The sequence below is a fragment of the Streptomyces sp. NPDC092045 genome (assembly GCF_044756005.1).
Taxonomy (GTDB): domain Bacteria; phylum Actinomycetota; class Actinomycetes; order Streptomycetales; family Streptomycetaceae; genus Streptomyces.
Genome location: NZ_JBIVSC010000004.1, coordinates 283,111 through 307,159, shown reverse-complemented (window position 1 = coordinate 307,159; position 24,049 = coordinate 283,111). Strand labels below are relative to the sequence as shown.

Below are 24,049 nucleotides of genomic sequence, written 5' to 3'. Positions count from 1 at the left end.
CTCCTTGGTGTGCTGGTGTTGCGTCCCACCGTACGGCGGGCGGGGGAAGGAAGGACGTGCGGTCTCGTCAGACGGACCGGTCGGGGCTCAGGCGGAGCGGTCGAGGGACCGCAGGGACCGGTCGGTGATGGACCGGGCGCCACGCCCTATGGCGATCGTGCCGGACTGGACGAGCTCCTTGACGCCGAACTGCTCCAGCATCTTGAGCATGGCGTCCAGCTTGTCGCTCGAACCGGTGGCCTCGATGGTGACGGCCTCGGGCGAGACGTCCACGGTCTTGGCGCGGAAGAGCTGGACGATCTCGACGATCTGGGAGCGGGTCTCGTTGTCGGCGCGGACCTTCACCAGGACGAGCTCGCGCTGGATCGCGGCGCTGGGCTCGAGTTCGACGATCTTCAGGACGTTGACCAGCTTGTTGAGCTGCTTGGTCACCTGCTCCAGGGGCAGGCCCTCGACGTTGACCACGATGGTGATGCGGGAGATGTCGGGGTGCTCGGTGACGCCGACGGCGAGCGAGTCGATGTTGAAGCCGCGGCGGGAGAACAGGGCCGCGATCCGGGCGAGGATGCCGGGCGTGTTCTCGACGAGGACGGAGAGCGTGTGCTTGGTGGACATGTCGGGGTCTCTTCCTTTTCGCTGTCGCTCTGCGTGCTCAGTCGTCTTCGCCGTCGCCGAAGTCGGGGCGGACGCCCCGGGCGGCCATGACCTCGTCGTTGGAGGTGCCGGCGGCGACCATCGGCCAGACCTGGGCGTCCTCGTGGACGATGAAGTCGACGACGACCGGCCGGTCGTTGATGGCGTTGGCCTCGGCGATGACCTTGTCCAGGTCGGCCGGGTCCTCGCAGCGCAGGGCGACACAGCCCATGGCCTCGGAGAGCTTGACGAAGTCGGGGACGCGGGTGCCCTTGTTCGCCTTCAGCTCGTCGGGACCGGAGTGCAGGACGGTGTTGGAGTAGCGCTGGTTGTAGAAGAGGGTCTGCCACTGCCGGACCATCCCGAGGGCGCCGTTGTTGATGATGGCGACCTTGATCGGGATGTTGTTCAGGGCGCAGGTGGTGAGCTCCTGGTTGGTCATCTGGAAGCAGCCGTCGCCGTCGATGGCCCAGACGGGGCGGTCGGGCAGGCCGGCCTTGGCGCCCATCGCGGCGGGGACGGCGTAGCCCATCGTCCCGGCGCCGCCGGAGTTCAGCCAGGTGGCCGGCTGCTCGTAGTCGATGAAGTGGGCGGCCCACATCTGGTGCTGGCCGACGCCCGCGGTGAAGATCGTGCCCTCGGGGGCGAGCCGGCCGATGCGCTGGATGACCTGCTGCGGCGAGAGGCTGCCGTCCTCCGGCAGGTCGTAGCCGAGCGGGTAGGTCTCGCGCCAGCGGTTCAGGTCGCTCCACCAGGCGGTGTAGTCGCCCCTGTTGCCCTCGCTGTGCTCGGCCTGGACGGCCTGGACCAGGTCGGCGATGACCTCGCGGGCGTCGCCGACGATCGGGACGTCGGCGGCGCGGTTCTTGCCGATCTCGGCCGGGTCGATGTCCGCGTGGACGATCTTGGCGTACGGGGCGAAGCTGTCGAGCTTGCCGGTGACGCGGTCGTCGAAGCGGGCGCCGAGGGCGACGATCAGGTCGGCCTTCTGGAGGGCGGTGACGGCGGTGACGGAGCCGTGCATGCCCGGCATGCCGACGTGCAGCGGGTGGCTGTCGGGGAAGGAGCCGAGGGCCATCAGGGTGGTGGTGACCGGGGCGCCGGTGAGCTCGGCGAGGATCTTCAGCTCGGCGGTGGCGCCGGACTTGATGACGCCGCCGCCGACGTACAGGACGGGCCGCTTGGCGGCGCTGATCAGCTTGGCGGCCTCGCGGATCTGCTTGGCGTGCGGCTTGGTGACCGGGCGGTAGCCGGGCAGGTCGGTCTGCGGCGGCCAGGAGAAGGTGGTCTTCGCCTGGAGGGCGTCCTTGGCGATGTCGACCAGGACCGGGCCGGGGCGGCCGGTGGAGGCGATGTGGAAGGCCTCGGCGATCGTCCGCGGGATGTCCTCGGCCTTGGTGACCAGGAAGTTGTGCTTGGTGATCGGCATCGTGATGCCGCAGATGTCCGCCTCCTGGAAGGCGTCCGTGCCGATGGCCTTGGAGGCGACCTGGCCGGTGATCGCGACCATCGGGACGGAGTCCATGTGCGCGTCGGCGATCGGGGTGACCAGGTTGGTCGCGCCGGGGCCGCTGGTCACCATGCAGACGCCGACCTTGCCGGTCGCCTGGGCGTAGCCGGTGGCCGCGTGGCCCGCGCCCTGCTCGTGGCGGACCAGGATGTGGCGCACCTTCCGCGAGTCCATCAGCGGGTCGTAGGCCGGGAGGATGCAGCCGCCGGGCAGGCCGAAGATGGTGTCCGCGCCCACCTCTTCGAGAGAGCGGATGAGGGACTGCGCGCCCGTGACGTGCTCGACGGGGGTGGGCAGCGCGCCGTTACGGGGCCGCGGCTGCGGATGGTGCCCGGTGGCCTGCTCGGTCATCAGCGTCTCTTCTCGAAGCAGAGGGTTTTTGCGAGGTGTTTTACGAGGGTTTGCGGCGGTTTGAAGGGGAGCCGGTGCAACAAAAAACCCCTCGTGCCGTGAGGCAAGCGAGGGGAGCGCGTCGGGTGCGTTCTCAGCGGGGCCTACGGTGGCCCTGCTTCAGCCGACGCGCTTTCCAAGTACGAGAATTCGGGTGCGCATGGCACTGACCCTCTCCCTCGGCCCTCTTCACTGTCAAGTGGGTGGGACGGGCGTCTCACTATGTGAGCGGATCTGGGGGTGGTTTCCGACACGCACCGAGACCGCTCCGGGCAGCGGGTACTCGTCCCTGACCAGGGCCCTGCGCAGCCGGTACTCGTCGAGCGGGCCCGAGAAGGCCATGCCCTGGGCGTGGGTGCAGCCCATGGCGCGCAGGGCGACGACCTGCTCCGGCACGTCCACGCCGTCGGCGACCGTCCGCATGCCGAGCTCGCCGGCGATGCGGAGCACGCCCCGGGTGATCTTGCGGAGCCGGGCGGACTCGACCACGCCCTCGACGAGCCCCCGGTCCAGCTTCAGCATGTCGACGGGGAGCCGGCGCAGGGCGTTGACCGCCACGTGTCCGCTGCCGAAGCCGTCGAGCGCGATCCGCACCCCGAGCCTGCGCAGCACGGCCAGCCGCTGCTCCAGCTCGTCGAGCGGGATCCGGGGGTCGCTGTCGGCGAGCTCGACGATCAGCGAGCCGGACGGCAGCCCGTGCCGGGTGAGCAGGGACTCGACGGAGCCGAGCGGCAGCGAGCGGTCCAGGAGGCGCCGGGCGGAGAGGCGGATGGAGACCGGCGTGCGATGGCCGATTCCCGCCCGTTCGGCGGCCTGCTCCACGGCCTCTTCGAGGAGCCAGCGCCCGAGCTCGGCGGTCCGGTCGCCGTCGTCGGTGACGCGGAGGTACTCGGCGGGGGTGAAGAGGATCCCCTGGGCGGAGCGCCAGCGGGCCTGGGCGCTGACGGCGGCGATCCGGCCGGTGGCGAGGTCGACGACCGGCTGGTGGAGCAGGGCGAACTCGCCGTCGTGGAGGGCGGTGCGCAGCCGGGCGGCCAGCTCCGTCCGCCGGACGACCTCGGCCTGCATCTGGGGGGCGTAGAGCTCGACGCGGTCCTTGCCGGCGGCCTTGGCGCGGTACATGGCGAGGTCGGCGTTGCGCAGCAGGTCGCCGGCGTCGATGCCGGGCTCGGCGAAGGCGACGCCGATGGAGGCGGCGACCCGCACCTCCTGGCCGCCGTCCAGGCGGTACGGCCGGGAGAGCGTGAGCCGGAGCCGGTCGGCGATCTCCTGGACCTGGTTCCTGCGGGCCGTCCGGTCGCTGCCGCCGTCGCCGAGGATGAGGGCGGCGAACTCGTCGCCGCCGAGCCGGGCGGCGGTGTCCCCGGACCGTACGGAGTCGTGGAGGCGGCGGGCGGCCTGGACGAGGAGCTCGTCGCCGGCCTGGTGGCCGAGGCGGTCGTTGACCCCCTTGAAGCCGTCGAGGTCGATGAAGAGCACGGCGGTGCCGGGGTCGGAGGAGCGGCGGCCGCCGAGGGCCTGCCGGACCCGCCGGGTGAAGAGGGCCCGGTTGGGCAGGTCGGTGAGCGGGTCGTGCTCGGCGTTGTGCTGGAGCTGGGCCTGGAGGCGGACGCGCTCGGTGACGTCCCGGCTGTTGAAGATCAGGCCGCCCTGGTGCCGGTTGACGGTCGACTCGACGTTCAGCCAGTCGCCGCCGCGGCCCGAGCGGAAGCGGCACTCGATCCGGGTGGTCGGCTCGTCGGCGGGCGAGGCGGCCAGGAACCGCCGCACCTCGTGGACGACGGCGCCGAGGTCGTCGGGGTGGATGAGGGCGGCGAGCTCGGTGCCGATCAGCTCGTCGGCGTCCCGCCCGTACACCCCGGAGGCGGCCGGGCTGACGTAGTGCAGCCTGCCGTTGGGCGCGGCGATCATGATGACGTCGCTGGAGCCCTGCACGAGCGACCGGAAGTGGTTCTCCTTGTGGGCCAGCTCGTGGGTGAGGGCGATGTTGTCGAGGAGCATGATGCCCTGCCGCACGACGAGGGCGAGCACCACCGCGCAGCCGGTGAGGACGACGACGCGGTCGACCCGGCGCCCCTCGACCACGTTGTAGAGGATGCCGAGGGTGCAGACGGCGGCGGCGAGGTACGGGGTGAGGGCGGCGAGCGAGCCGGCGACCGGGCGGCTGTGGAGCCCCTGGCCGCGCGCGGCGGCCGCGCCGTCCGGGAGCCGGCGCACCCCCCAGGGCGCGTAGGCCAGCAGCAGGGAGCCCGCGAACCAGCCGGCGTCGAGGAGCTGCCCGGAGGCGTAGTTCTCGCGGAGCAGCGGCGAGGTGAACAGGGCGTCGCACAGGACGGTGAGCGCGAGGGCGGCGATCGCGGTGTTGGTCGCGGAGCGGTTGGCCTGCGAGCGCCGGAAGTGCAGGACGAGCACCATGCTGACGAGGACGATGTCGAGCAGGGGGTACGCGAGGGAGAGCGCGGCGCGGGCGACGGACTCGCCCCCGAAGTGGGCGGTGCGGGCGAGGGCCAGGCTCCAGGAGAGGGTGAGCAGGGAGCCGCCGATGAGCCAGGTGTCGAGCGCCAGGCAGACCCAGCCGGCCCGGTTGGCGGGCTTCTTCGCCAGGACCAGGAGGCCGACGATGGCCGGCGGCGCGAAGAGCAGGAAGAAGAGGTTGGCGACGGAGAAGTCCGGCACCTCGGTGCGCAGGACGACCTCGTACCAGCCCCACACCGCGTTCCCCGCGGCGGCCATGAACGAGGAGAAGGCGAAGAGCAGCCAGGCGGGGCGGGCGCTGCCGCGGTGGGCCCGGGCGTAGAGGTAGCAGGAGACCGCGGCGGTGAGGGCGGCGGCGCTCAGCCCGAAGTCACCCATGAAGAGCGCCAGTTCCGGGGAGCCCCAGCCGAGGGAGGCGCCGGTCGTGTAGCCCGCGCAGAGGAGCCCCAGGGCGATCTGGGCGAGGACCGCCCCGGCGCCGGGTCGTCCGAGGGGCGGGGGCCCCGGGTCCCCGTCGCCGGCGGGGCGGCGCACGAGGACGGCGCCGGGCGCGCTCACCGGGCCCTCCGGCGCCGGGCTCCCGCACGCGGCCGCGTCGTGCGGCCGGGCGGGCGGCTCGTCGGCACCCCCGGGGGCGTGCCCGTCGCAGTCGCGGCGGCCGGGGGCGGCGCCGCGGCCCGGGGGCGCGACGCCCCCGGCCACCGCGCGCCCGCCGGTGTCCGCCGGCCCCGGGGGGCCGGGCGACCGGTGCGGCGCGGCCTGGCCCGGCACCGAGCACACGAGGCCGGCGGCGAGGCGCGGAAGGCCGGCGGACGGGGGCGCCGTCGCGTCGGATCGTCGGTCCTCAGGCCGTGCTCCACCCGTCGCCCCCCTCGGAATCTGATGTCCCGTCACTTCGCTCCCCGGCGTCAGCCCGTACTCGACGCAGTCCCCCGCTCCGGGACGATACACCAGGTTGGTCACTCAGGGACAGGGTCGCAGTACTCTCCGTGACGACCAGGGGAGTTGTGTCCGGCGTGCGCCCGGCGCGCGCCGTCCGGGGCAGCCCGGCGGCGTCCGGCGACGGGCTCCGGGCGCCGCGTCCGGACGGGGCTCAGCCGGTGGTGAGGAGGACGTTGACCGGGTCCTCGCCCGCCGCGAACCGCCGCAGCTGTCCCGCGATCAGCCGCTTGGCCCTCGGCATGAAGGCCGAGGTGGAACCGCCCACGTGGGGGCTGATCAGGACACCGGGAGCGTGCCACAACGGGTGTCCGGCCGGCAGCGGTTCCGGATCCGTGACGTCGAGCGCCGCCGTGATCCTGCCGCTCTCGACCTCCTTGAGCAGCGCGTTCGTGTCGACGACGGGGCCCCGGGCGACGTTCACCAGGAGCGCCCCGTCCTTCATCCGCGCGAGGAACCCGGCGTCGGCGAGTCGCCTGGTGGCGGGCGTGAGCGGGGTGGAGAGGACGACGACGTCGGCCTCCGGCAGGAGGGCCGGCAGGTCGGCCAGGGCGTGGACCGGGCCGCGCCCTGTGGTGCGTGCGGAGCGTGCGACGCGCGCCACCCGCGCGCACTCGAAGGGCGCGAGCCGGTCCTCGATCGCGGCGCCGATCGAGCCGTACCCGACGATCAGGACGGACTTGTCGGCGAGCGCCGGGTAGAAGCCGGCCCGCCACTCCTCGGCGTCCTGGCCGCGCACGAACCCGGGGATCCCGCGCAGCGAGGCCAGGATCAGGGCGAGCGTGAGCTCGGCGGTGCTGGCCTCGTGCACGCCCTTGGCGTTGCACAGGGCGACGCCCGGGCGCAGCGAGCCGATGCCGGGGGTGACGTGGTCGATGCCCGCGGACAGGGTCTGCACGACCCGGACCGAGGTCATCCCGGCGAGCGGCCGGACGGCGATCTCGGAGCCCTTCATGTACGGGACGACGTAGAAGGCGCAGCGCGCGGGATCGGCCGGGAACTCCGGCCCGCCGTCCCAGAAAAGGTAGTTCAGGCCCGACTCGCCCGGCTCGGGAAGATCTTCGATCTCGTCCGCGGGAATCGGAAGCCACACGTCAGCGGTCGTGTCTTCGCATCTCATGTCCGGGAGGCTATGCGAAGAACCCCGCGCCCCATTGGTTACTTTGGGGGGCGGCACAGGGAGGGGTACCGGCAGGTGGAGCGCAGGACTATCGGGGCGACGGCGCTCGACGTGGGTGCGATCGGCCTGGGGTGCATGCCGATGAGCTGGGCGTACAGCCGTTCGCAACAACGCGGGGACCGCTCGCTGCGGACCGTGCACGCGGCCCTCGACGCCGGGGCGAGCCTGCTCGACACCGCCGACATGTACGGCCCGTTCACCAACGAGCTGCTGGTGGGACGGGTGTTGAAGGAGCGTCGGGCGGAGGCGTTCGTCTCGACGAAGTGCGGGCTGCTCGTCGGCGACCAGCACGTGGTGGCCAACGGGCGCCCGGGGTACGTGCGTCGGGCCTGCGACGCCTCGCTGCGGCGGCTCCAGACCGACGTCATCGACCTGTACCAGCTGCACCGGGCGGACCCCGAGGTGCCGGTCGAGGAGACCTGGGGCGCGATGGCCGAGCTGGTGTCGGCGGGCAAGGTGCGGGCGCTCGGGCTCTGCGCCGTCGGCGCCCGGACCGGGCGCCGGGGCACCGGCCGGGACGGTTACGAGGGAACGATCCGGCAGCTCGAACGGATCCAGCAGGTGTTCCCGGTGGCGGCGGTGGAGGCCGAGCTGTCGGTGTGGTCGCAGGAGGCGCTGGCGCGACTGCTGCCCTGGTGCGCGGCCCGGGGCGTCGGCTTCCTGGCGGCGATGCCGCTGGGCAGCGGGTTCCTGACCGGGACGCTGACCCCGGGCGGCGGTTTCGAGCCGGACGACCCGCGGGCCCGGCACCCCCGGTTCACGGCGGAGATGATGGCGGCGAACCAGCCGCTCGTGGCGGGCCTGCGGCGGGTGGCCGCGCGGCACGGGGCGGACGTCACCCCGGCGCAGGTGGCCCTGGCGTGGGTGCTCGGCCGGGGCCGGCACGTGGTGCCGGTGCCGGGGGCGAAGCGGGAGCGGTGGGCGGTGGAGAACGCGGCGGCGGCCTCGCTGCGGCTGACGCCGGAGGACCTGGCGGAGATCGCGTCGCTCCCGGCGCCCCGGGGGTCCTGGGACTGAGCGGCCCGGGACCGGCCCTCCCCCGGGAAGGATCCCGTCGGGGATCCCGTCGGGAACCCCTCCGGGCCGGGAGGTGTTCTCAGGGGTGGGGATGCCGTTCGCCCCGTCGAGCCCGCCGGACCCTCCGAAGGGGAGCGCGCCATGAAACGTCCTGCCGTCGTGAAGGCCCTGGGGGGCGTCGCCGCGCTGGTCCTGGCGGTGGGCTGCTCGCCGGGCGGCGCGTCCTCGGGGAGCGCCGGGGAGCGCCCCCGTACGCCTCCTTCGGCATCGGCCTCCGGGACCGCCGCCGCGCCCCCGGCGGCCGGCCGGGTGGCGGTGGAGGGGACGCTGGCCGAGGGCCTGGAGTCGCCCTGGGGGCTCGCGGAGCTGCCCGGCGGCGACCTGCTCGTCTCCTCGCGGGACGAGCGGACGGTCACCAGGATCGACGGGCGGACCGGAGCCGAGACGCCGCTCGGCGAGGTGCCGGGGGTCGTGCCGGCCGGCGAGGGCGGCCTGCTCGGCCTCGCGGTCCGGGACGGCTGGGTGTACGCGTACCTGACGGCGTCCTCGGACAACCGGATCGTGCGCATGCGGTACGGGGGCGGGGCCGGCGACCGGCTCGGACCGCCGGAGCCGGTCCTGACCGGCATCCCCAAGGGGTTCACGCACAACGGCGGGCGGATCGCGTTCGGCCCCGACGGGATGCTGTACGCGGGGACCGGCGAGACCGGTGACACCGGTCTGGCGCAGGACCGGGGGTCGCTGGGCGGGAAGATCCTGCGGATGACACCCGGGGGGAAGCCGGCGCCGGGCAATCCCTTCCCGGGCTCGCCGGTCTACTCGTACGGCCACCGGAACGTGCAGGGGCTCGCCTGGGACGCGGACGGGCGCCTGTGGGCGGCCGAGTTCGGGCAGAACACCTGGGACGAGCTGAACCTGGTCGGGGCCGGGCGGAACTACGGCTGGCCGGAGGCCGAGGGGCGGGCGGGGAAGGAGGGGTTCACGGACCCGGTGGCCCAGTGGCCGACCTCGGAGGCCTCCCCGAGCGGGATCGCGTACGCGCGGGGAGCGATCTGGATGGCCGGGCTCCGGGGCGAGCGGCTGTGGCGGATCCCGCTCTCCGGCGCGGAACGCTCCGGAGAGCCCGAGGCGTTCCTCGAAGGCGAGTACGGGCGGCTGCGGACCGTGCTCGCGACGGGCGGCGACCGGCTCTGGCTGGTGACGAGCGAGACCGACACCCGGGGGACGCCCGGGCCCGGCGACGACAGGATCCTCCGCCTGCGGGCGGAGTGAGGAGGACGGGGCCGTGTTCGATCCGATGGCGGAGCTCTTCGCGCCGGGGCGCCGGCACACCGAGGAGGAGCGGCAGCGCCTCGCTCCGACCCGGGAGGACCGGGGGACGCGGATCCCGGGCGCCCGCCGATGGACCTGCGGTCGGGGCGGGTGACGACACGGGTCCCCCGCGCGCAGGCGGAGGGGGATCCCGGCGGCGGGCCGGCGGGGCGCGGCGGCCGGGTGGAGGCGGTGGGCGGGGGCGGCGGCCCCGCCGCGGCCGGCGACGCCGAGCTCGGCGGGGACGGGGGAGGCGTGGACGCCGGCCGGGTCGGGTGAGGCGAACGGCTCCTCGGCGGGCCGGCGGCCGGTGCGGCCGGCCGCGCTCGCGGGGGGGGCGGGCCGAAGGCGTCGTCCCCGGGCTGCGCCGGGGCCGGGGACGTTGCCCGGGGGCGCGGGAGGGCCGGGTGCCGGCGCCGCTTCTCGCGACGCCTCCCCCGTCGTCTCCCCGGGCCCCGGCCGCGTCGGACGAGTGCCGCGCGTGCGGGACCCGGGGCCTCGGGCGCTCCTCGAAGGGGTCCGGGCGGGCTCAGGAGCCGGCGGTCGGGAGGGTGAGGAACAGGTCGAAGTAGGTGCCGACCGACAGGAGGAGGCCGAGGCCGCCCAGGACGGCTCCGGCGACGGCGACCGCGCGGACCCAGGCGGGGCGCCGGGGAAGGGCCAGCACGGTGACGGCGACGATCAGGGCGATGAGGGCGAAGACGCCGTTCACCAGGGCGGTGCTGTGCCAGGCGTCGCCGTAGATCTCGCTGATCTGCTGGGTGGGGGTGCCGGAGCCGGAGGTCTTGATCTGCCCGATGAGCGTCTCGCGCTCGGCGACGACCCGGCCGGCCCAGGTGCCGGTGAGTCCGACGGCGGCGAGGGCGAGGGAGACGACGCCGGCGGCGCCGGCACCGACGCCGGTGTCCGCGGCGGGGGCCTCCCCGTCGAGCTCGGGATCCTCGTCGAGGTCCTCGCCCACGCGCTCGCCGAGCGGCTCCGCACCGGCTCCGGAGTCCTCGCCGGCTCCCGTCCCCGCGAGGGTCCCCGCGTCCTCGGCGGCGGCCGCCTCCGCCGCCCCGCCGTCCTTCTCGTCCTGCCCGGTCTTCCCGGTCGTCTTGATGTCCATGCGGCGCACGCTAGGGGCCCCGCATGAGAGCGGTCTTAACGGGCCGGACCCGGGCTACTCCCCCGTCCGCTCCTTCTTCGCCGCGCGCCACTCCGGCGCCAGGACCGACCACAGCTCGGTGTCCGTGCGCGTGCCCCGGTGCGGGTAGTTCTCGCGCAGGACGCCCTCCTTCGTCATCCCGAGGCGGCGGGCGACGGCGAGGCTGGCCCCGTTCTTCGTGGAGGCGTACCACTCGACGCGGTGGATGCCGCGCTCCTCGACCGCCCAGTCGACGAGGATCCGGCAGGCCCGGGTGACCAGGCCCTTCCCGGCGGCGGACGGCTCCAGCCAGCAGCCCGCCTCGGCGGTGCCGCGCGTCACGTCCATGGTCCGGAGCATGACGCCGCCGACGAGGGTGCCCCCGGTCCAGATGCCGAGGATCCGGCCGGCGTCGTTCGCGGCCTTCTCGGCGTAGGAGCGGAGGAAGGAGCGGGCGGAGTCCAGGTCCGTGACGACGTCCGGCAGCCCGATGTGCCGTCCGACGTACTCCCGTCCCCGGTCCATGTGGGCCAGGAACTCCTCGGCCCGCCAGGGCTCCAGGGGCCGCAGCTCGGCGCCGTCGTCACCCAGCGATATCGCGAACATCCTCGTTCTCCTCCGTGGTCGGGACCGTGACGCGCTGTGCGGGGATCCTCGCACGCGCGTCGGCGGCGGCCCGGCACTCCGGGGGTTCGATGCTGATCCGGGGCAGCAGGCGGTCGAGACCCTTCGGCAGCCACCAGTTCGCGCCGCCGAGCAGGTGCATGAGGGCGGGGACCAGGAGGGTGCGCAGGACGAAGGCGTCGAGGGCGACGGCCGCCGCGAGCGCGATGCCGAACATCGCGACGACCCGGTCGCCGGAGAGCACGAACGCCAGGAAGACGGAGATCATGATGACGGCGGCGGAGTTGATCACCCGGCTGGTCTCGGCGAGGCCGACCCGGACCGCCCGCCGGTTGTCGCCGGTCTCCAGCCACTCCTCGTACATCCGGCTGACCAGGAAGACCTGGTAGTCCATGGAGAGTCCGAAGAGGACGGAGACCATGATCACGGGGAGGAAGGGCTCGATCGGTCCGGCGCTGCCGAGGCCGAGGAGTTCGCTGCCCCAGCCCCACTGGAAGACCGTCACGACGACGCCGAAGGCCCCGGCGACGGCCATGACGTTCATGGCGGCGGCCTTGAGCGGGATGCCGATCGAGCGGAAGGCGAGCAGGAGCAGCAGACAGCCGAGGGCGACGACGACGCCGACGAAGAGCGGCAGCTTGCCGACGATGATCTCGGCGAAGTCGTCGTAGGAGGCGGTGACGCCGCCCACGTTCACGTCCAGGGAGGTGCCCGACTCGGCCCTCGGCAGCACGTCCTGGCGCAGCCGGTCGACCAGTTCGCTGGTCGCCTTCGACTGCGGCGAGGAGTCGGGGACGACGGTGAGGACGGCGGTGTCGCCGGAGCCGTTGTACGTGACCGGGGAGACGGCCGCGACGCCCTTGGTCGCGGAGAGCGCGGCCGGCAGCCGGTCGAGGGCGACCCGGTCGTCGGCGCCGTCGAGTCCGGCGACGAGGGTGAGGGGGCCGTTGACGCCGGGCCCGAAGCCCTCGGCCAGCAGGTCGTAGGCCTTCCGGGTGGTCGCGGTGGCCGGGTTGTTGCCCTGGTCGGAGGTGCCGAGGTGGAGCGAGAGGGTGGGCAGCGCCAGGACCGTCATGACGACGGCGGCGACGGCCCCGAGGAGCTTGGGGTGGCGCTCGACGAAGGCGGACCAGCGGGCGGCGAAGCCGGTGGGCAGCTCCGGCTGCGGCCCGTGCTCGGCGAGCGTGCGGCGCTCGCGCCGGGACAGGGCGCGCGTGCCGATCAGGGAGAGCAGCGCCGGGAGGAGGGTGACGGAGGCGGCGACCGTGAGGACGACGGTGAGGGAGGCGGCGACGGCGACGCCGTTGAGGAAGCTCAGCCGCAGGATCAGCATGCCGAGCAGGGCGATGCAGACGGTGGCCCCGGCGAAGACGACGGCGCGGCCGGTGGTGGCGACGGCCGTCTCGGCGGCCTCGGCGACGGACAGGCCGCGTTTGAGGCCCCTGCGGTGCCGGGTGACGATGAAGAGCGCGTAGTCGATGCCGACGCCCAGGCCCACCAGCATCCCGAGCATGGGGGCGAAGTCGGCGACGGTCATCAGGTGGCCGAGCAGCACGATCCCGGAGTACGCGATGCCGACGCCGACGAGTGCGGTGGCGATGGGGAGCGCGGAGGCGGCGAGCGAGCCGAAGGCGAGGAAGAGGACGACGGCCGCGACGGCGACGCCGACGACCTCAGCGACGTGCCCGCCGGGGGCCTCGGTGAGGGCGACGACGGTGCCGCCCAGCTCGACCTGGAGTCCGTCGGTCTCGGCGCCCTTGGCGGTGTCGACGAGGGCCTTCGCCTGGCCCTCGGGGACGTCGTCGGCCTGCTCGGCGAAGGTGACGGTGGCGTAGGCGGTGCGCCCGTCCTCGCTGATCCGGCCCGTCGCGTCCCCGTAGGGGGAGGTCACGGCGGCGACGCCGGGCAGCTCGGCGACCTCGCGGAGCACGCCGGTCATCCGCTCCCGGACGGCGTCGGCGCGGACGCTGCCGCGTTCGGTGTGCCAGACGATGGTGTCGCCGTCGCCGCCGAGGCCGTGGAAGCCCCGTTCGAGGAGGGCGGTGGCGCGGCCGGACTCGGTGCCGGGGACCTCGTAGTCGTTGGAGTACGCGTTCCCCGCGAGGATCGCCCCGGTGCCGGCCCCGCCGAGGGCGAGGAGCCAGAGGAGGACGGCGACGAGGCGGTGCCGGACGCACCACCGGGCGATGGCTGCCAAAGGACGTGCTCCCTGGGTGGTTCGTGGATCTTTCCCGGGAACGGCCCGATAAAGAACGCATGACCTATGTGCGCCCACTCTCGCAGCCAAACGTGATCGTTTGCCCCTTTCGTGTCGATGGTCACAGCGGTGTCGTTCACCGGGGCGCGGGGGCCGGGCGCGAAGGCTCCGGCCCCCGCGCCCGGCGCATCGCGCGCGCTCAGCCGGAGACGCTGGCGCGCCCGTTCTCGATGTGGCCCATGAGCCGGCGGCGGAAGCCTCCGGGGGCGGTCACCTCGACGTCGTACCAGCCGTGCGCGTCGGCGGCCGAGTGGACGACGGTACGGGTCCTCCCCGGCTTCACGGTGACGGTCCGGGTCCAGTCCCCGAGGTCGTCCTCGTCCACGTAGCCCAGCGGCCGGACGGTGAAGGAGACGGGGGCGCGGCCGGTGTTCCGCACGGTGAGGTGCAGGTCGCGGTCGTGGTGGTCGATCCGGGTGGCCAGCTCGGCGCCGCCCGCCGCGGGGCCCTCGAACTCGCGCCGGAAGCCGTTGGGGCCGGTGATCGTGAAGCGGTAGCGGTCGCCCGGGACGGGGACGGTCCACTCCCCCGTACCCCTGACGTCCTTGTGCTGCGGGACGGCGAACTCGCCCGCGTACGGGTAGAGGGCGAAGTGCGCGCTCGCCCTCCCCCGGTTGCTCAGCGCGACCGTGACGGCACCGGCGCGGACGGTGGCGGCGGCGTCCGGCTGGTACGGCAGGGGGCGGGCCGGGCGGGCGCCGGGCTCCTGGACGGGCATCCGCTGCACGGCCGGGGGCTGGGGGCGCCAGCGGCCGGTGAACGGCGGGACCGGGCCGGGGCGCTCGACCTCGGGCTGCCGGCGGCCCCGGTGGAAGTCGAAGGCGGAGGTGAGGTCGCCGGTGACGGTCCGGCGCCAGGGGGTGATGTTGGGCTCGCGGACGCCGGTGAGCTTCTCCAGGAAGCGGATGACGGAGGTGTGGTCGAAGGTCTCGGAGCAGACGTAGCCGCCGACCGACCAGGGGGAGACGACGAGCAGCGGGACGCGGATGCCGAGGCCGGTGGGCTGCCCCTGCCAGCGCTCGTCCGTGGCGTCGGCGGGCGGGACGGGCGGCGGGACGTGGTCGAAGAAGCCGTCGTTCTCGTCGTAGTTGATCAGGACGACGGTGCGGCGCCAGACGTCGGGATGGGAGCCGAGGGCGTCGAGCACCTGGTAGAGGAGGGTGGCGGAGGCGATCGGGGAGGAGGAGCCGGGGTGCTCGGAGTCGATCGCGGAGGGCACCAGGTAGGAGACCTCGGGGAGGGTCCCGGCGGCGACGTCGGCGCGGAAGGCGTCGGCGAGGGTGCCGCTCTCGACGCGGCGGAGCCCGCGCTCGAAGAGGGAGCGCTCGGCCCCGGTGAGCCCCGCGACGCCCTCTTCCAGGAGGCCGAGGAGCCGGGCCCGCTCGGCGGGGTCCTTCGTGCCGCGCACGGCGGCGTAGAAGGACTCCATGAAGGTGTGGCCGCCGGTGCGGGCGAGCGCCTTGCGGGCGATCTTCTTGAAGGTGGTGAAGAACTCGATGTTGTTGTCGGTGAAGTTCTCCCACTCGGTGTACGTCTTCCAGCTCCGCCCGGCGGCTTCGAGCCGCTCGGCGTAGGTGGACCAGCCGTAGCCGGGGTGGGTGGCCTCGGCGTACGCGGCGTTGGTGACGGCCCGGCTGCCGTCGGCCTCGTGACCGGTCCAGCCGGACCAGAGGTGGTTGCGGTTGGGGCTCGTCGAGGTGTGGATCGACGAGTGGTAGGCGTCGCAGACGGTGAAGGTGTCGGCCAGCTCGTAGTGCAGGGGGATGTCGCGGCGGTCGTAGTACGCCATGGTGGCGGCGGTCTTGGCCGGGACCCAGCCGTCCATCCAGCCGCCGTGCCAGGCCTTGGCGCCGCCGCCCCAGGAGTGGTCGAGGTCGCCGATGTACTGGAGGTCCTTCTTCTGCGCCTCGGCGGCGTCCCGGATCGGGAAGGGGAGGACGGTCCTGCCGGCGCCGGCGGGCTGCTCGAAGACCGGGCGGCCGGAGGGCAGTTCGATGGCATTGCGGTCGCCGAATCCGCGGACGCCGCGGAGGGTGCCGAAGTAATGGTCGAAGGAACGGTTCTCCTGCATCAGGACCACCACGTGCCGGACCGCCGAAAGACCCCCGGAGTGGGGCTCCGCGGCCATCGCGGCCTGCAGGGACGGCGGCAGCAGCGATCCGGCCGCGGCGGCGCCGAGGGCGCCTCCGCCCAGTGCGAGGAGCCTTCTGCGGGACATCTCGGACGACAAGACCGACCTCCAGTCGACGGCCAATGGTTCTCCTTCGAGCCATTGGAAGGTTCGTCCGGGACGGTAGTGAGACGGGGTGACCGCGAGAAGACCCGGCGGGGGCGCGGTGGTGAACGTCCAAGGGGGCACGACGGGAATCCAAGCGATTTCCGGCCATGTCGCCGCGCTGCGCGTCACGGGTCCGGGGCCGGGTCCGGGAGGGGGCGAGGGCCGGAGGCCGGGCCCGGGTCCGGGCCCCGGGGCGGGCGGGACCGGTGCTCCAGGGCTCCGGGGCCCGGGGCGGTCCCGCCCGTGCGCAGCCGCGTTGACCCCGGACCCACCCGAACGGCAAGCTGACCCCCAGTCATTCACTGTGCCCTGGGGGAAACTTGAGCAAGACGGCACACCACATCGGTCCCGACTCCGCTCCCGACCGGTACCGGCTCCTCCGGTCCATCGGACGCGGCGGCGAGGCCGTGCTCTATCTCGCGGAGATCGAACTGGCGGGCGGCGTCGAGCCGGTCGTCGTCAAGGTCCTCGACTCGAAGACGACGATCACGCCCGAGATCTTCGAGCGGATCAGCCAGAAGTGGAACGAGCAGGCCGAACTGCTCCGCTTCGTGCACCGGCCGGGCGTCGTCGGCGTGCGGGAGCACTTCCAGGGCCCGCCGATCCACCGGCCCGGCGAGTCCGGGACGATCACCGGCCGGGCCCTGGTGCTCGTCATGAACCACGTCGACGGCCTCGACCTGCGCGACTGGCGGGCCGAGCGCACCCTCGCCTCCCCCGCCGAGCGGCGCGAGGTGATGCGGACCCTGGAGCAGCTCGCGGACGTCCTCGACTGGCTGCACTCCGGGAAGGCCACCCCGTCCGGGCGCACGGTCGTCCACGGCGACCTCTCGCCGGGCAACGTCATGGTGGACGAGCACGGGCAGGCGACCCTCGTCGACTTCGGCCTCAGCAAGCTGACCGCCGACCACCAGACCGCCGAGGTGTGGTTCACCCCCGGCTACGCGGCCCCCGAGATCTTCGACGGCAAGCGCACCCCGGCCACCGACCGCTACGCCTTCGGCGCCATCGCGTACTTCCTGCTCAGCGGGCAGTCCCCGCCGACCGCTCCCGAGCAGCTGGTCGCCGCGCTCCGCGCGCTGCCGCAGATCGCCGGGCTGCCGGAGGACCAGCGGGACCGGGTGCTGAGCATCGCCTCGGCCGACGCCGGGCGGCGCCCGATCTCCCTGTCGTCCTGGGTGAAGGACGTACGGCACGGGGTGGTGTCCACCACGACGACCTCGCGCTCGGCGACGGTCGCGGACGCGGTCCCGGCGGTCGCGGACGCGGTTCCGCCGGCGCCGACCGCTCCGCCGGTCCCGTCCGCCCCGCCCGTCGCGCCGCCGCTGCCCGCGGCCCCGCCGCCGACGGACACGGCCGCCTCCGCCGCGCCGCCCGCCCCGGAGGACCGGCCGCTCGCGGCGCCGCCGGGGCCCGTCGTGACGCCGCCGCCGGTCGCGACCCCGCAGCCGGTGGTCGCCCCGCCCGTCGCCGCCCCGGCGATCCCCGTCGACCCGCGGCACGCCGCGTACGAGCCCACCGCCGCTCCCGGCTTCGGCCCGCCGACGCCTCCCCCGTCGTCGGGCCCCGCCACCGCCGCCACCCCGGCGGCCCCCGAGCCGCGGCGCCGCCGTCGCAAGGGCCCGCTGATCGGCGCCGTGGCCGGTGTCGTCGTGATCGCCGCCCTCGCGGTGGCCGGCGTCCAGCTCCTCGGCGACAAGGGGGGCGACGGCAAGAACACCGCCGCCGACCCGGTCTCCACCTCCCCGGTCGCCACGACGGAACCCACCCCCGACCCCGGCACCGAGAGCCCTTCGGAAGAGCCCACGAGCGAGGCGCCGGCCGAGGACTCCGCCTCCCCCTCGGAGTCGGCGAGCCCGACGGACGACCCCGGCTCGGTGCGGGACCTCCCGGTGGCCGATCTGACCACGCTCGCCTCCGTCAGCGATCCCGACGACTTCACCGTCGGCGCCGCCAAGATCAACACCAAGGAGTACGGCGCCACCCTGATCGGCGACTGCTACGGCGGCGCCTACGTGGAGTACGACCTCAACCGCGAGTGGAAGAGCTTCGAGTTCACCGCCGGGATCGACGACGGCTCGAAGATCGAGTCCGCCCGGGTCGTCGTCTCCGTCGACAACCAGCCCGCCCTCTTCAACGAGACGGTGGAGCTGGGCAAGCCGGTCACGAGGAGCCTGAAGATCGACGGGGCCCTGCGGCTGCGCCTCAAGGTCGAGGCGACCTGCGACGACAGCGGCAACGCCGTCATCGCCGCCCCGCTCCTCAAGCGGTAGCCCGCACGCGAAGCGGCGGCCCCGCACCGGAGTTCCGGTGCGGGGCCGCCGTCGGTACGCGTGCGGGAAGGGGATCAGCCCTCGGAGACGCCCAGCCGCTCCAGGATCAGGTCCTTGACCTTCGCCGCGTCCGCCTGGCCCCGGGTGGCCTTCATGACCGCGCCGACCAGGGCGCCGACCGCCGCGACCTTGCCTCCGCGGATCTTGTCCGCGATCGCCGCGTTGCCCGCGATGGCCTCGTCGACCGCCGCGCCGAGCGCGCCGTCGTCGGAGACGACCTTCAGACCGCGCTTCTCGACGACCTCGTCCGGGGTGCCCTCGCCGGCGAGGACGCCCTCGATGACCTGGCGGGCCAGCTTGTCGTTGAGGTCGCCGGAGGCCACCAGGGCCGAGACCCGGGCCACCTCCGCCGGGGTGATCGCCAGCTCCTCCAGGGAGACGCCCCGCTCGTTGGCGTTGCGGGCGAGCTCGCCCAGCCACCACTTGCGGGCCGAGGCCGCGTCCGCGCCCGCCTCGATCGTGGCGACGATCGGGTCGACCGCGCCCGCGTTGAGGATGGACTGCATGTCCAGCTCGGACACGCCCCACTCCTCGCGCAGCCGGTTGCGGCGCACGCGCGGCAGCTCGGGCAGGCCCTTGCGCAGCTCCTCGACCCACGCGCGGGAGGGGGCCACCGGCACCAGGTCCGGCTCGGGGAAGTAGCGGTAGTCCTCGGCGTTGTCCTTGATGCGGCCGGAGGTGGTGGAGCCGTCGTCCTCGTGGAAGTGACGGGTCTCCTGCACGATCGTCCCGCCGGAGGACAGGACGGCCGCGTGCCGCTGGATCTCGAAGCGCGCCGCGCGCTCCACCGAACGGAGCGAGTTGACGTTCTTCGTCTCCGAGCGGGTGCCGAACTTCTCGGTGCCGTGCGGGCGCAGCGACAGGTTCACGTCGCAGCGCATCTGGCCCTTGTCCATGCGCGCCTCGGAGACGCCCAGCGCGCGGATCAGCTCGCGCAGCTCGGCGACGTACGCCTTGGCGACCTCGGGGGCCCGGTCGCCCGCGCCCTCGATCGGCTTGGTGACGATCTCGATGAGCGGGATGCCGGCCCGGTTGTAGTCGAGCAGCGAGTGCGAGGCGCCGTGGATGCGGCCGGTCGCGCCACCGATGTGGGTGGACTTGCCGGTGTCCTCCTCCATGTGGGCGCGCTCGATCTCCACGCGGAAGACCTCGCCGTCCTCCAGCTGGACGTCCAGGTAGCCGTCGAAGGCGATCGGCTCGTCGTACTGGGAGGTCTGGAAGTTCTTCGGCATGTCCGGATAGAAGTAGTTCTTCCGGGCGAAGCGGCACCACTCGGCGATCTCGCAGTGCAGCGCGAGGCCGATCTTGATCGCGGACTCGACGCCGATCGCGTTGACGACCGGGAGCGAGCCGGGCAGGCCGAGGCAGGTCGGGCAGGTCTGCGAGTTGGCGTCCGCGCCCAGCTCGGTGGAGCACCCGCAGAACATCTTGGTCCGGGTGCCGAGCTCGACATGGACCTCCAGGCCCATGACGGGGTCGTACTCGGCGAGCGCCGCTTCGTACGACAGCAGTTCAGTGACAGTCACGGTGAGACTTTCCCTCTCAGCCCAGCAGGACGTCGTCGTCGCCCAGGCGCTTCAGCTCCCGGTAGAGGATCGCCAGGCCGGTCGCGATCGCGGCGGCGGACACCGCGGCGTCGAGCAGCCGCAGGACGTCGTTGTCGTTGCGGGCCAGCTTGGCCTGCTTGGCGACGCTGACCGCGCCGAAGGCGGTGGTGGCCAGCGAGACGTACAGACCGGTCTTCGACTTCTTGAAGTTCTTGGCCTTCTTTGCCATGGCACTCACAGCGACGGAGCCTCCTCCAGCAACGGGTGTCCCCACTTTTCCACGAAGGCGGCCTCGACGGCGGCTCCGACCCTGTAGAGCCGGTCGTCCTTCAGGGCGGGGGCGATGATCTGCAGACCGACCGGGAGGCCGTCCTCGGGCGCGAGGCCGCAGGGCAGCGACATGGCGGCGTTGCCGGCCAGGTTGGTCGGGATGGTGCACAGGTCCGCGAGGTACATGGCCATCGGGTCGTCGGCGCGCTCGCCGATCGGGAAGGCGGTGGTGGGGGTCGTCGGGGAGACGATCACGTCCACCTCCTCGAAGGCCCTCTCGAACTCGCGGGTGATGAGGGTGCGGACCTTCTGGGCCGAGCCGTAGTACGCGTCGTAGTAGCCGGAGCTGAGCGCGTACGTGCCGAGGATGATGCGGCGCTTGACCTCGTCGCCGAAGCCGGCCTCGCGGGTGAGGGCGGTGACGTCCTCGGCCGAACGGGTGCCGTCGTCGCCGACGCGCAGGCCGTAGCGCATGGCGTCGAAGCGGGCCAGGTTCGAGGAGCACTCGGACGGCGCGATCAGGTAGTACGCCGAGAGGGCCAGGTCGAAGGTGGGGCAGTCCAGCTCGACGATCTCGGCGCCCAGCGACTTCAGCAGCTCGACGGACTCGTCGAAGCGCTGCACGACGCCGGCCTGGTAGCCCTCGCCGCGGAACTGCTTGACGACGCCGACGCGCATGCCGGCGACGGAGCCGTTGCGGGCGGCCTCGACGACCGGCGGGACCGGGGCGTCGATGGAGGTGGAGTCGAGCGGGTCGTGCCCGGCGATCGCCTCGTGCAGCAGCGCCGCGTCCAGGACCGTGCGGGCGCAGGGGCCGCCCTGGTCGAGGGAGGAGGAGAAGGCCACCATGCCGTAGCGGGAGACCGCGCCGTAGGTCGGCTTGACGCCGACGGTGCCGGTGACGGCGGCGGGCTGGCGGATGGAGCCGCCGGTGTCCGTGCCGATGGCGAGGGGGGCCTCGTACGCGGCGAGGGCGGCCGACGAGCCGCCGCCGGAGCCGCCGGGGATCCGGGTGAGGTCCCAGGGGTTGCCGGTCGGGCCGTAGGCGCTGTTCTCGGTGGAGGAGCCCATCGCGAACTCGTCCATGTTGGTCTTGCCGAGGATGACGACGTCGGCGGCCTTCAGGTTCTTGACCAGGGTCGCGTCGTACGGCGGGATCCAGCCCTCCAGCATCTTCGAGCCCACGGTGGTCGGGATGCCGACGGTGGTGAAGATGTCCTTGAGCGCGAGCGGCACACCGGCGAGCGGGCCGAGCTTCTCGCCCCGGGCGCGCTTCTCGTCCACGGCGCGGGCCTGGGCGAGGGCGCCGTCGCGGTCGACGTGCAGGAAGGCGTGGACCTTCTCGTCGACGGCCTCGATGCGGGCGAGGTGGGCCTCGGTGACCTCGACGGCGGTCAGCTCGCCGGCGGCGATCTTCCCGGCGATCTCGGCCGCGGTGAGCGTGATGATGGTGTTGTCCGTCATGACGTGTTAGTCCTCCCCCAGGATCTGCGGCACCTTGAAACGCTGCTGCTCCTGGGCCGGGGCGCCGGAGAGCGCCTGCTCGGGGGTGAGCGACGGACGGACCTCGTCCGCGCGCATGACATTGGTCAGCGGCAGCGGGTGGGAGGTCGGCGGTACGTCTTGGTCGGCGACCTCGGAGACGCGGGCGACCGCGCCGATGATGTCGTCGAGCTGGCCGGCGAAGTGATCGAGTTCTTCGCCCTTCAGCTCCAGACGCGCCAGCCGTGCGAGGTGGGCGACCTCCTCGCGCGTGATGCCAGGCATGCGGATCCTCACGGGGTGAGCTTGATGGTGTGGGTCCATCCTATGGGGCCCGCGCCGTCGCCCGCGCAGTAACCTCCCGCCGCCCCCGCCGGGTCACCCCCGGGGGACGACCTGCCCCGAGGGGTGGTCCAGGTCGGTCGGGGGCGCGAGGTCGGCGGGACGGCGCCAGCCGTGCTCGCCGCGGGCCAGGAGCCAGGCGGTCGCCTCGTCGGGCGGCATGGCGGCGGCGACCAGCCAGCCCTGGACGGCGTCGCAGCCCAGGTCGCGCAGCCGCTCCCAGGTCTCGTCGTCCTCGACGCCCTCGGCGACGACGAGGAGGCCGAGGGAGTGGGCGAGGTCGACGGTGCAGCGGACGATCTCGGCGTCCTCGGTGTCGACGGCGAGCCGGGCGACGAAGGAGCGGTCGATCTTCAGTTCGCTGACCGGCAGCCGGCGCAGGTGGACGAGGGAGGAGTAGCCGGTGCCGAAGTCGTCGAGGGACATCTTGACCCCGTGGCCGGTGAGTCCGTTGAGCGTGTCGGCGGCCCGCTGGGGGTCCTCCAGGAGCACGTGCTCCGTTATCTCCAGCTGGAGGGAGCCGGCCGGGACGCCGTGGCGGGCGAGCCGGGCGGCGACGGCGCCCGCGAAGCCGGGGGTGTGGACGTCGCGCGGCGAGACGTTGACGGCGACCGGGACGTCGAGGCCCTGGGCGCGCCAGCGGGCGACCTGGGCGAGGGCGGTCTCCAGGACGTACTCGGTGAGGTGGGGCATCAGGCCGGAGGTCTCGGCGATGGCGATGAACTCGTCCGGGGGGACCCTGCCGCGCTCGGGGTGGACCCAGCGGACGAGCGCCTCCAGGCCGGCGACCTGGCCGTCGAAGCGGACCTTGGGCTGGTAGTGGAGCTCGACCTCGTGGGCGTCGAGGGCGCGGCGCAGGTCGCCGAGGAGGCCGAGCCGGTCGGGGGTGTTGGAGTCGCGCTTGGACTCGTAGACCTCGACGCCGGTGCGGTCCCGCTTGGCCTGGTACATGGCGACGTCGGCCCGGCGCAGTAGGCCCTCGGCGTCGAGGGCGTGGTCGGGGAAGACGGCGACGCCGGCGCTGGCCTCCAGGACGAGGGTGAGGCCGTCGAGGTCGAGCGGGGAGGAGAGCTCGGCGACGAGGTGGCGGGCGACGCGCTGGGCGCTGGTGGTGGAGTCGGCGGTGGGGAGGAGGACGGCGAACTCGTCGCCGCCGAGCCGGGCGGCCTCGGCGCCGCGGGGCAGGGCGAGGCGGAGCCGGTCGGCGATCTGGAGGAGGAGCCGGTCTCCGGCGAGGTGGCCGAGGGTGTCGTTGACCGAGCGGAAGCGGTCGAGGTCGATGAGGACGAGGGCGGCGCGGACGCCCCGGCCCTCCGCGTCCTCCAGGGCGGTCCAGGCCCGCTCCAGGAGCCACTGGCGGTTGGGGAGGCCGGTGAGCGGGTCGCGGAGCTGCTCCTCGGCGCGGGCGCGGGCGATCCAGAGGGTGGAGTCGAGGGCGATGAGGGGGACGGCGAAGAGCGGCAGGAGGACCGGGCGGCTCGCGGCGACGGCGCAGATGAGCGGGGCGATGCCGAGGAGGGCGACGGCGACGAGGCCCTGCCGGAGGAGGGCGGTGCGGGCGGCGGTGGGCAGTCCGCGGCCCTGGGGGGCGAGCGTGTACCACAGGAGGAGCCGGGTGACCACGAGGTAGGTGGTGGCGGCGAGCGCGATTTCCGGGAGGTCCCCGATCGTCCAGTCGAGGGGCCACCAGGGCTGTTCGACGGTCGGCACGTCGCCGAAGAGGGCGAGGACGAGGGCGGCGGCGCCGACGCCGAGGACGTCGGCGGCGCCGTGCAGCAGGCCCTGTCGCCAGCGGTGGTGGCGGGCGGCGCCGACGAGGGTGACGACGGTCAGGGAGACCAGTCCGGCGGGCACCCAGCCGTACAGCAGGAGGACGGCGAGGGTGAGGGCGGCGCCGGAGCCGGTGCCGCCCCACCAGCGGTCGCGGCCGAGGGCGACCAGGTGGCCGACGATGAGGCCGGCGAGGAGGGCCAGGGACCAGCCGGTGACCCCGCCGGGGAAGAGTCCGTGTCCGGTGGTCAGGGCTCGCTGGAGCCCGGCGGCGAGCACGACGGCCGCGATGCCCACCACGACCGCGGGCAGCCGGGAGGTGGAGCCCCCGGGGGCCGCGCGGCCGTGCGGCCGTGGGACCGGTGCGGCGCTCTCGGTCGGTTCCATTTCCGTCCCTCTCACAGGCGGCGGTGCCGTCGGTGTGCGATGGGCCGCGGGCAGGCGGCCGTCCGTCGTCCGGCCGTCGTCGTCCGGTGCGGGGCCGCCGGCGGGCGGCCGCTCCTCGTGCCACGGGGCCGTTGTCCTGACGCCACGACCGGCAGAGCCCTCGCGCGGCCGTGCAGGA

The 24,049-nt window shown here is 73.8% G+C and carries 17 protein-coding genes; 4 read left to right on the top strand and 13 right to left on the bottom strand.

Translation table 11 applies throughout. The annotated features are described in order from the left end of the window. Positions 1-87: 87 nt before the first annotated feature. The 4 genes from ilvN to ACIQKA_RS14805 form a co-directional block, all read right to left on the bottom strand. On the bottom strand, positions 88-615 hold the full coding sequence (gene ilvN, locus ACIQKA_RS14820; protein WP_125663775.1) for an acetolactate synthase small subunit: 528 nt from the start codon (positions 613-615) through the stop codon (positions 88-90). Positions 616-652: 37 nt separating this feature from the next. Continuing rightward, positions 653-2,494: an acetolactate synthase large subunit gene (locus ACIQKA_RS14815; protein WP_402541140.1), complete on the bottom strand. Its 1,842-nt coding sequence runs from the start codon at positions 2,492-2,494 to the stop codon at positions 653-655. A gap of 234 nt (positions 2,495-2,728) precedes the next feature. After that, positions 2,729-5,566: a putative bifunctional diguanylate cyclase/phosphodiesterase gene (locus ACIQKA_RS14810; protein WP_402541138.1), complete on the bottom strand. Its 2,838-nt coding sequence runs from the start codon at positions 5,564-5,566 to the stop codon at positions 2,729-2,731. Between the two features lie 535 nt (positions 5,567-6,101). Continuing rightward, a complete protein-coding gene (locus tag ACIQKA_RS14805) occupies positions 6,102-7,067 on the bottom strand; it encodes a 2-hydroxyacid dehydrogenase (RefSeq protein ID WP_383153474.1) in 966 nt (321 codons plus the stop codon). A gap of 75 nt (positions 7,068-7,142) precedes the next feature. On the opposite strand from ACIQKA_RS14805, the gene ACIQKA_RS14800 reads away from it, so the two are divergent. From ACIQKA_RS14800 to ACIQKA_RS14790, 3 genes are all read left to right on the top strand, one after another. Beyond that, entirely contained in the window at positions 7,143-8,144 is a 1,002-nt protein-coding gene (locus tag ACIQKA_RS14800; RefSeq protein WP_383153476.1) for an aldo/keto reductase, read from the top strand. Between the two features lie 141 nt (positions 8,145-8,285). Then, a complete protein-coding gene (locus ACIQKA_RS14795; RefSeq protein WP_383153478.1) occupies positions 8,286-9,416 on the top strand; it encodes a PQQ-dependent sugar dehydrogenase in 1,131 nt (376 codons plus the stop codon). 13 nt (positions 9,417-9,429) lie between these two features. Next, positions 9,430-9,570 (top strand): DUF6191 domain-containing protein, encoded by a 141-nt coding sequence (locus ACIQKA_RS14790; protein ID WP_391096765.1) that lies wholly within the window; start codon positions 9,430-9,432, stop codon positions 9,568-9,570. Positions 9,571-9,984: 414 nt separating this feature from the next. Here ACIQKA_RS14790 and ACIQKA_RS14785 read toward each other — a convergent pair whose 3' ends face one another. From ACIQKA_RS14785 to ACIQKA_RS14770, 4 genes are all read right to left on the bottom strand, one after another. Continuing rightward, positions 9,985-10,563: a hypothetical protein gene (locus ACIQKA_RS14785; protein ID WP_383434582.1), complete on the bottom strand. Its 579-nt coding sequence runs from the start codon at positions 10,561-10,563 to the stop codon at positions 9,985-9,987. A gap of 54 nt (positions 10,564-10,617) precedes the next feature. Then, a complete protein-coding gene (locus ACIQKA_RS14780; RefSeq protein WP_383153485.1) occupies positions 10,618-11,187 on the bottom strand; it encodes a GNAT family N-acetyltransferase in 570 nt (189 codons plus the stop codon). After that, entirely contained in the window at positions 11,165-13,402 is a 2,238-nt protein-coding gene (locus tag ACIQKA_RS14775) for an MMPL family transporter (RefSeq protein ID WP_402541134.1), read from the bottom strand. Before ACIQKA_RS14775 ends, ACIQKA_RS14780 begins: the two co-directional genes overlap by 23 nt. 199 nt (positions 13,403-13,601) lie before the next feature. Next, entirely contained in the window at positions 13,602-15,680 is a 2,079-nt protein-coding gene (locus ACIQKA_RS14770) for a phosphocholine-specific phospholipase C (RefSeq protein WP_402541132.1), read from the bottom strand. A 380-nt stretch (positions 15,681-16,060) separates the two neighbouring features. Between ACIQKA_RS14770 and ACIQKA_RS14765 the strand changes: the two genes are divergently transcribed. Beyond that, the gene (locus tag ACIQKA_RS14765) at positions 16,061-18,013 is read left to right on the top strand and encodes a protein kinase (protein ID WP_402541130.1); all 1,953 of its coding nucleotides are present in this window, start codon (positions 16,061-16,063) and stop codon (positions 18,011-18,013) included. A 74-nt stretch (positions 18,014-18,087) separates the two neighbouring features. On the opposite strand, the gene gatB is transcribed toward ACIQKA_RS14765, so the two are convergent. The 5 genes from gatB to ACIQKA_RS14740 form a co-directional block, all read right to left on the bottom strand. Further along, positions 18,088-19,599 (bottom strand): Asp-tRNA(Asn)/Glu-tRNA(Gln) amidotransferase subunit GatB, encoded by a 1,512-nt coding sequence (gene gatB, locus ACIQKA_RS14760; protein WP_383157617.1) that lies wholly within the window; start codon positions 19,597-19,599, stop codon positions 18,088-18,090. A gap of 16 nt (positions 19,600-19,615) precedes the next feature. Next, on the bottom strand, positions 19,616-19,849 hold the full coding sequence (locus tag ACIQKA_RS14755) for a hypothetical protein (RefSeq protein ID WP_163013975.1): 234 nt from the start codon (positions 19,847-19,849) through the stop codon (positions 19,616-19,618). 5 nt (positions 19,850-19,854) lie between these two features. Then, the gene (gatA, locus tag ACIQKA_RS14750; protein ID WP_383157614.1) at positions 19,855-21,354 is read right to left on the bottom strand and encodes an Asp-tRNA(Asn)/Glu-tRNA(Gln) amidotransferase subunit GatA; all 1,500 of its coding nucleotides are present in this window, start codon (positions 21,352-21,354) and stop codon (positions 19,855-19,857) included. 6 nt (positions 21,355-21,360) lie between these two features. Beyond that, complete coding sequence (gene gatC, locus ACIQKA_RS14745) at positions 21,361-21,657, bottom strand: Asp-tRNA(Asn)/Glu-tRNA(Gln) amidotransferase subunit GatC (RefSeq protein ID WP_015036350.1); 297 nt, start codon at positions 21,655-21,657, stop codon at positions 21,361-21,363. Between the two features lie 93 nt (positions 21,658-21,750). Continuing rightward, on the bottom strand, positions 21,751-23,871 hold the full coding sequence (locus tag ACIQKA_RS14740; RefSeq protein WP_383437534.1) for a putative bifunctional diguanylate cyclase/phosphodiesterase: 2,121 nt from the start codon (positions 23,869-23,871) through the stop codon (positions 21,751-21,753). Positions 23,872-24,049 lie beyond the last annotated feature (178 nt).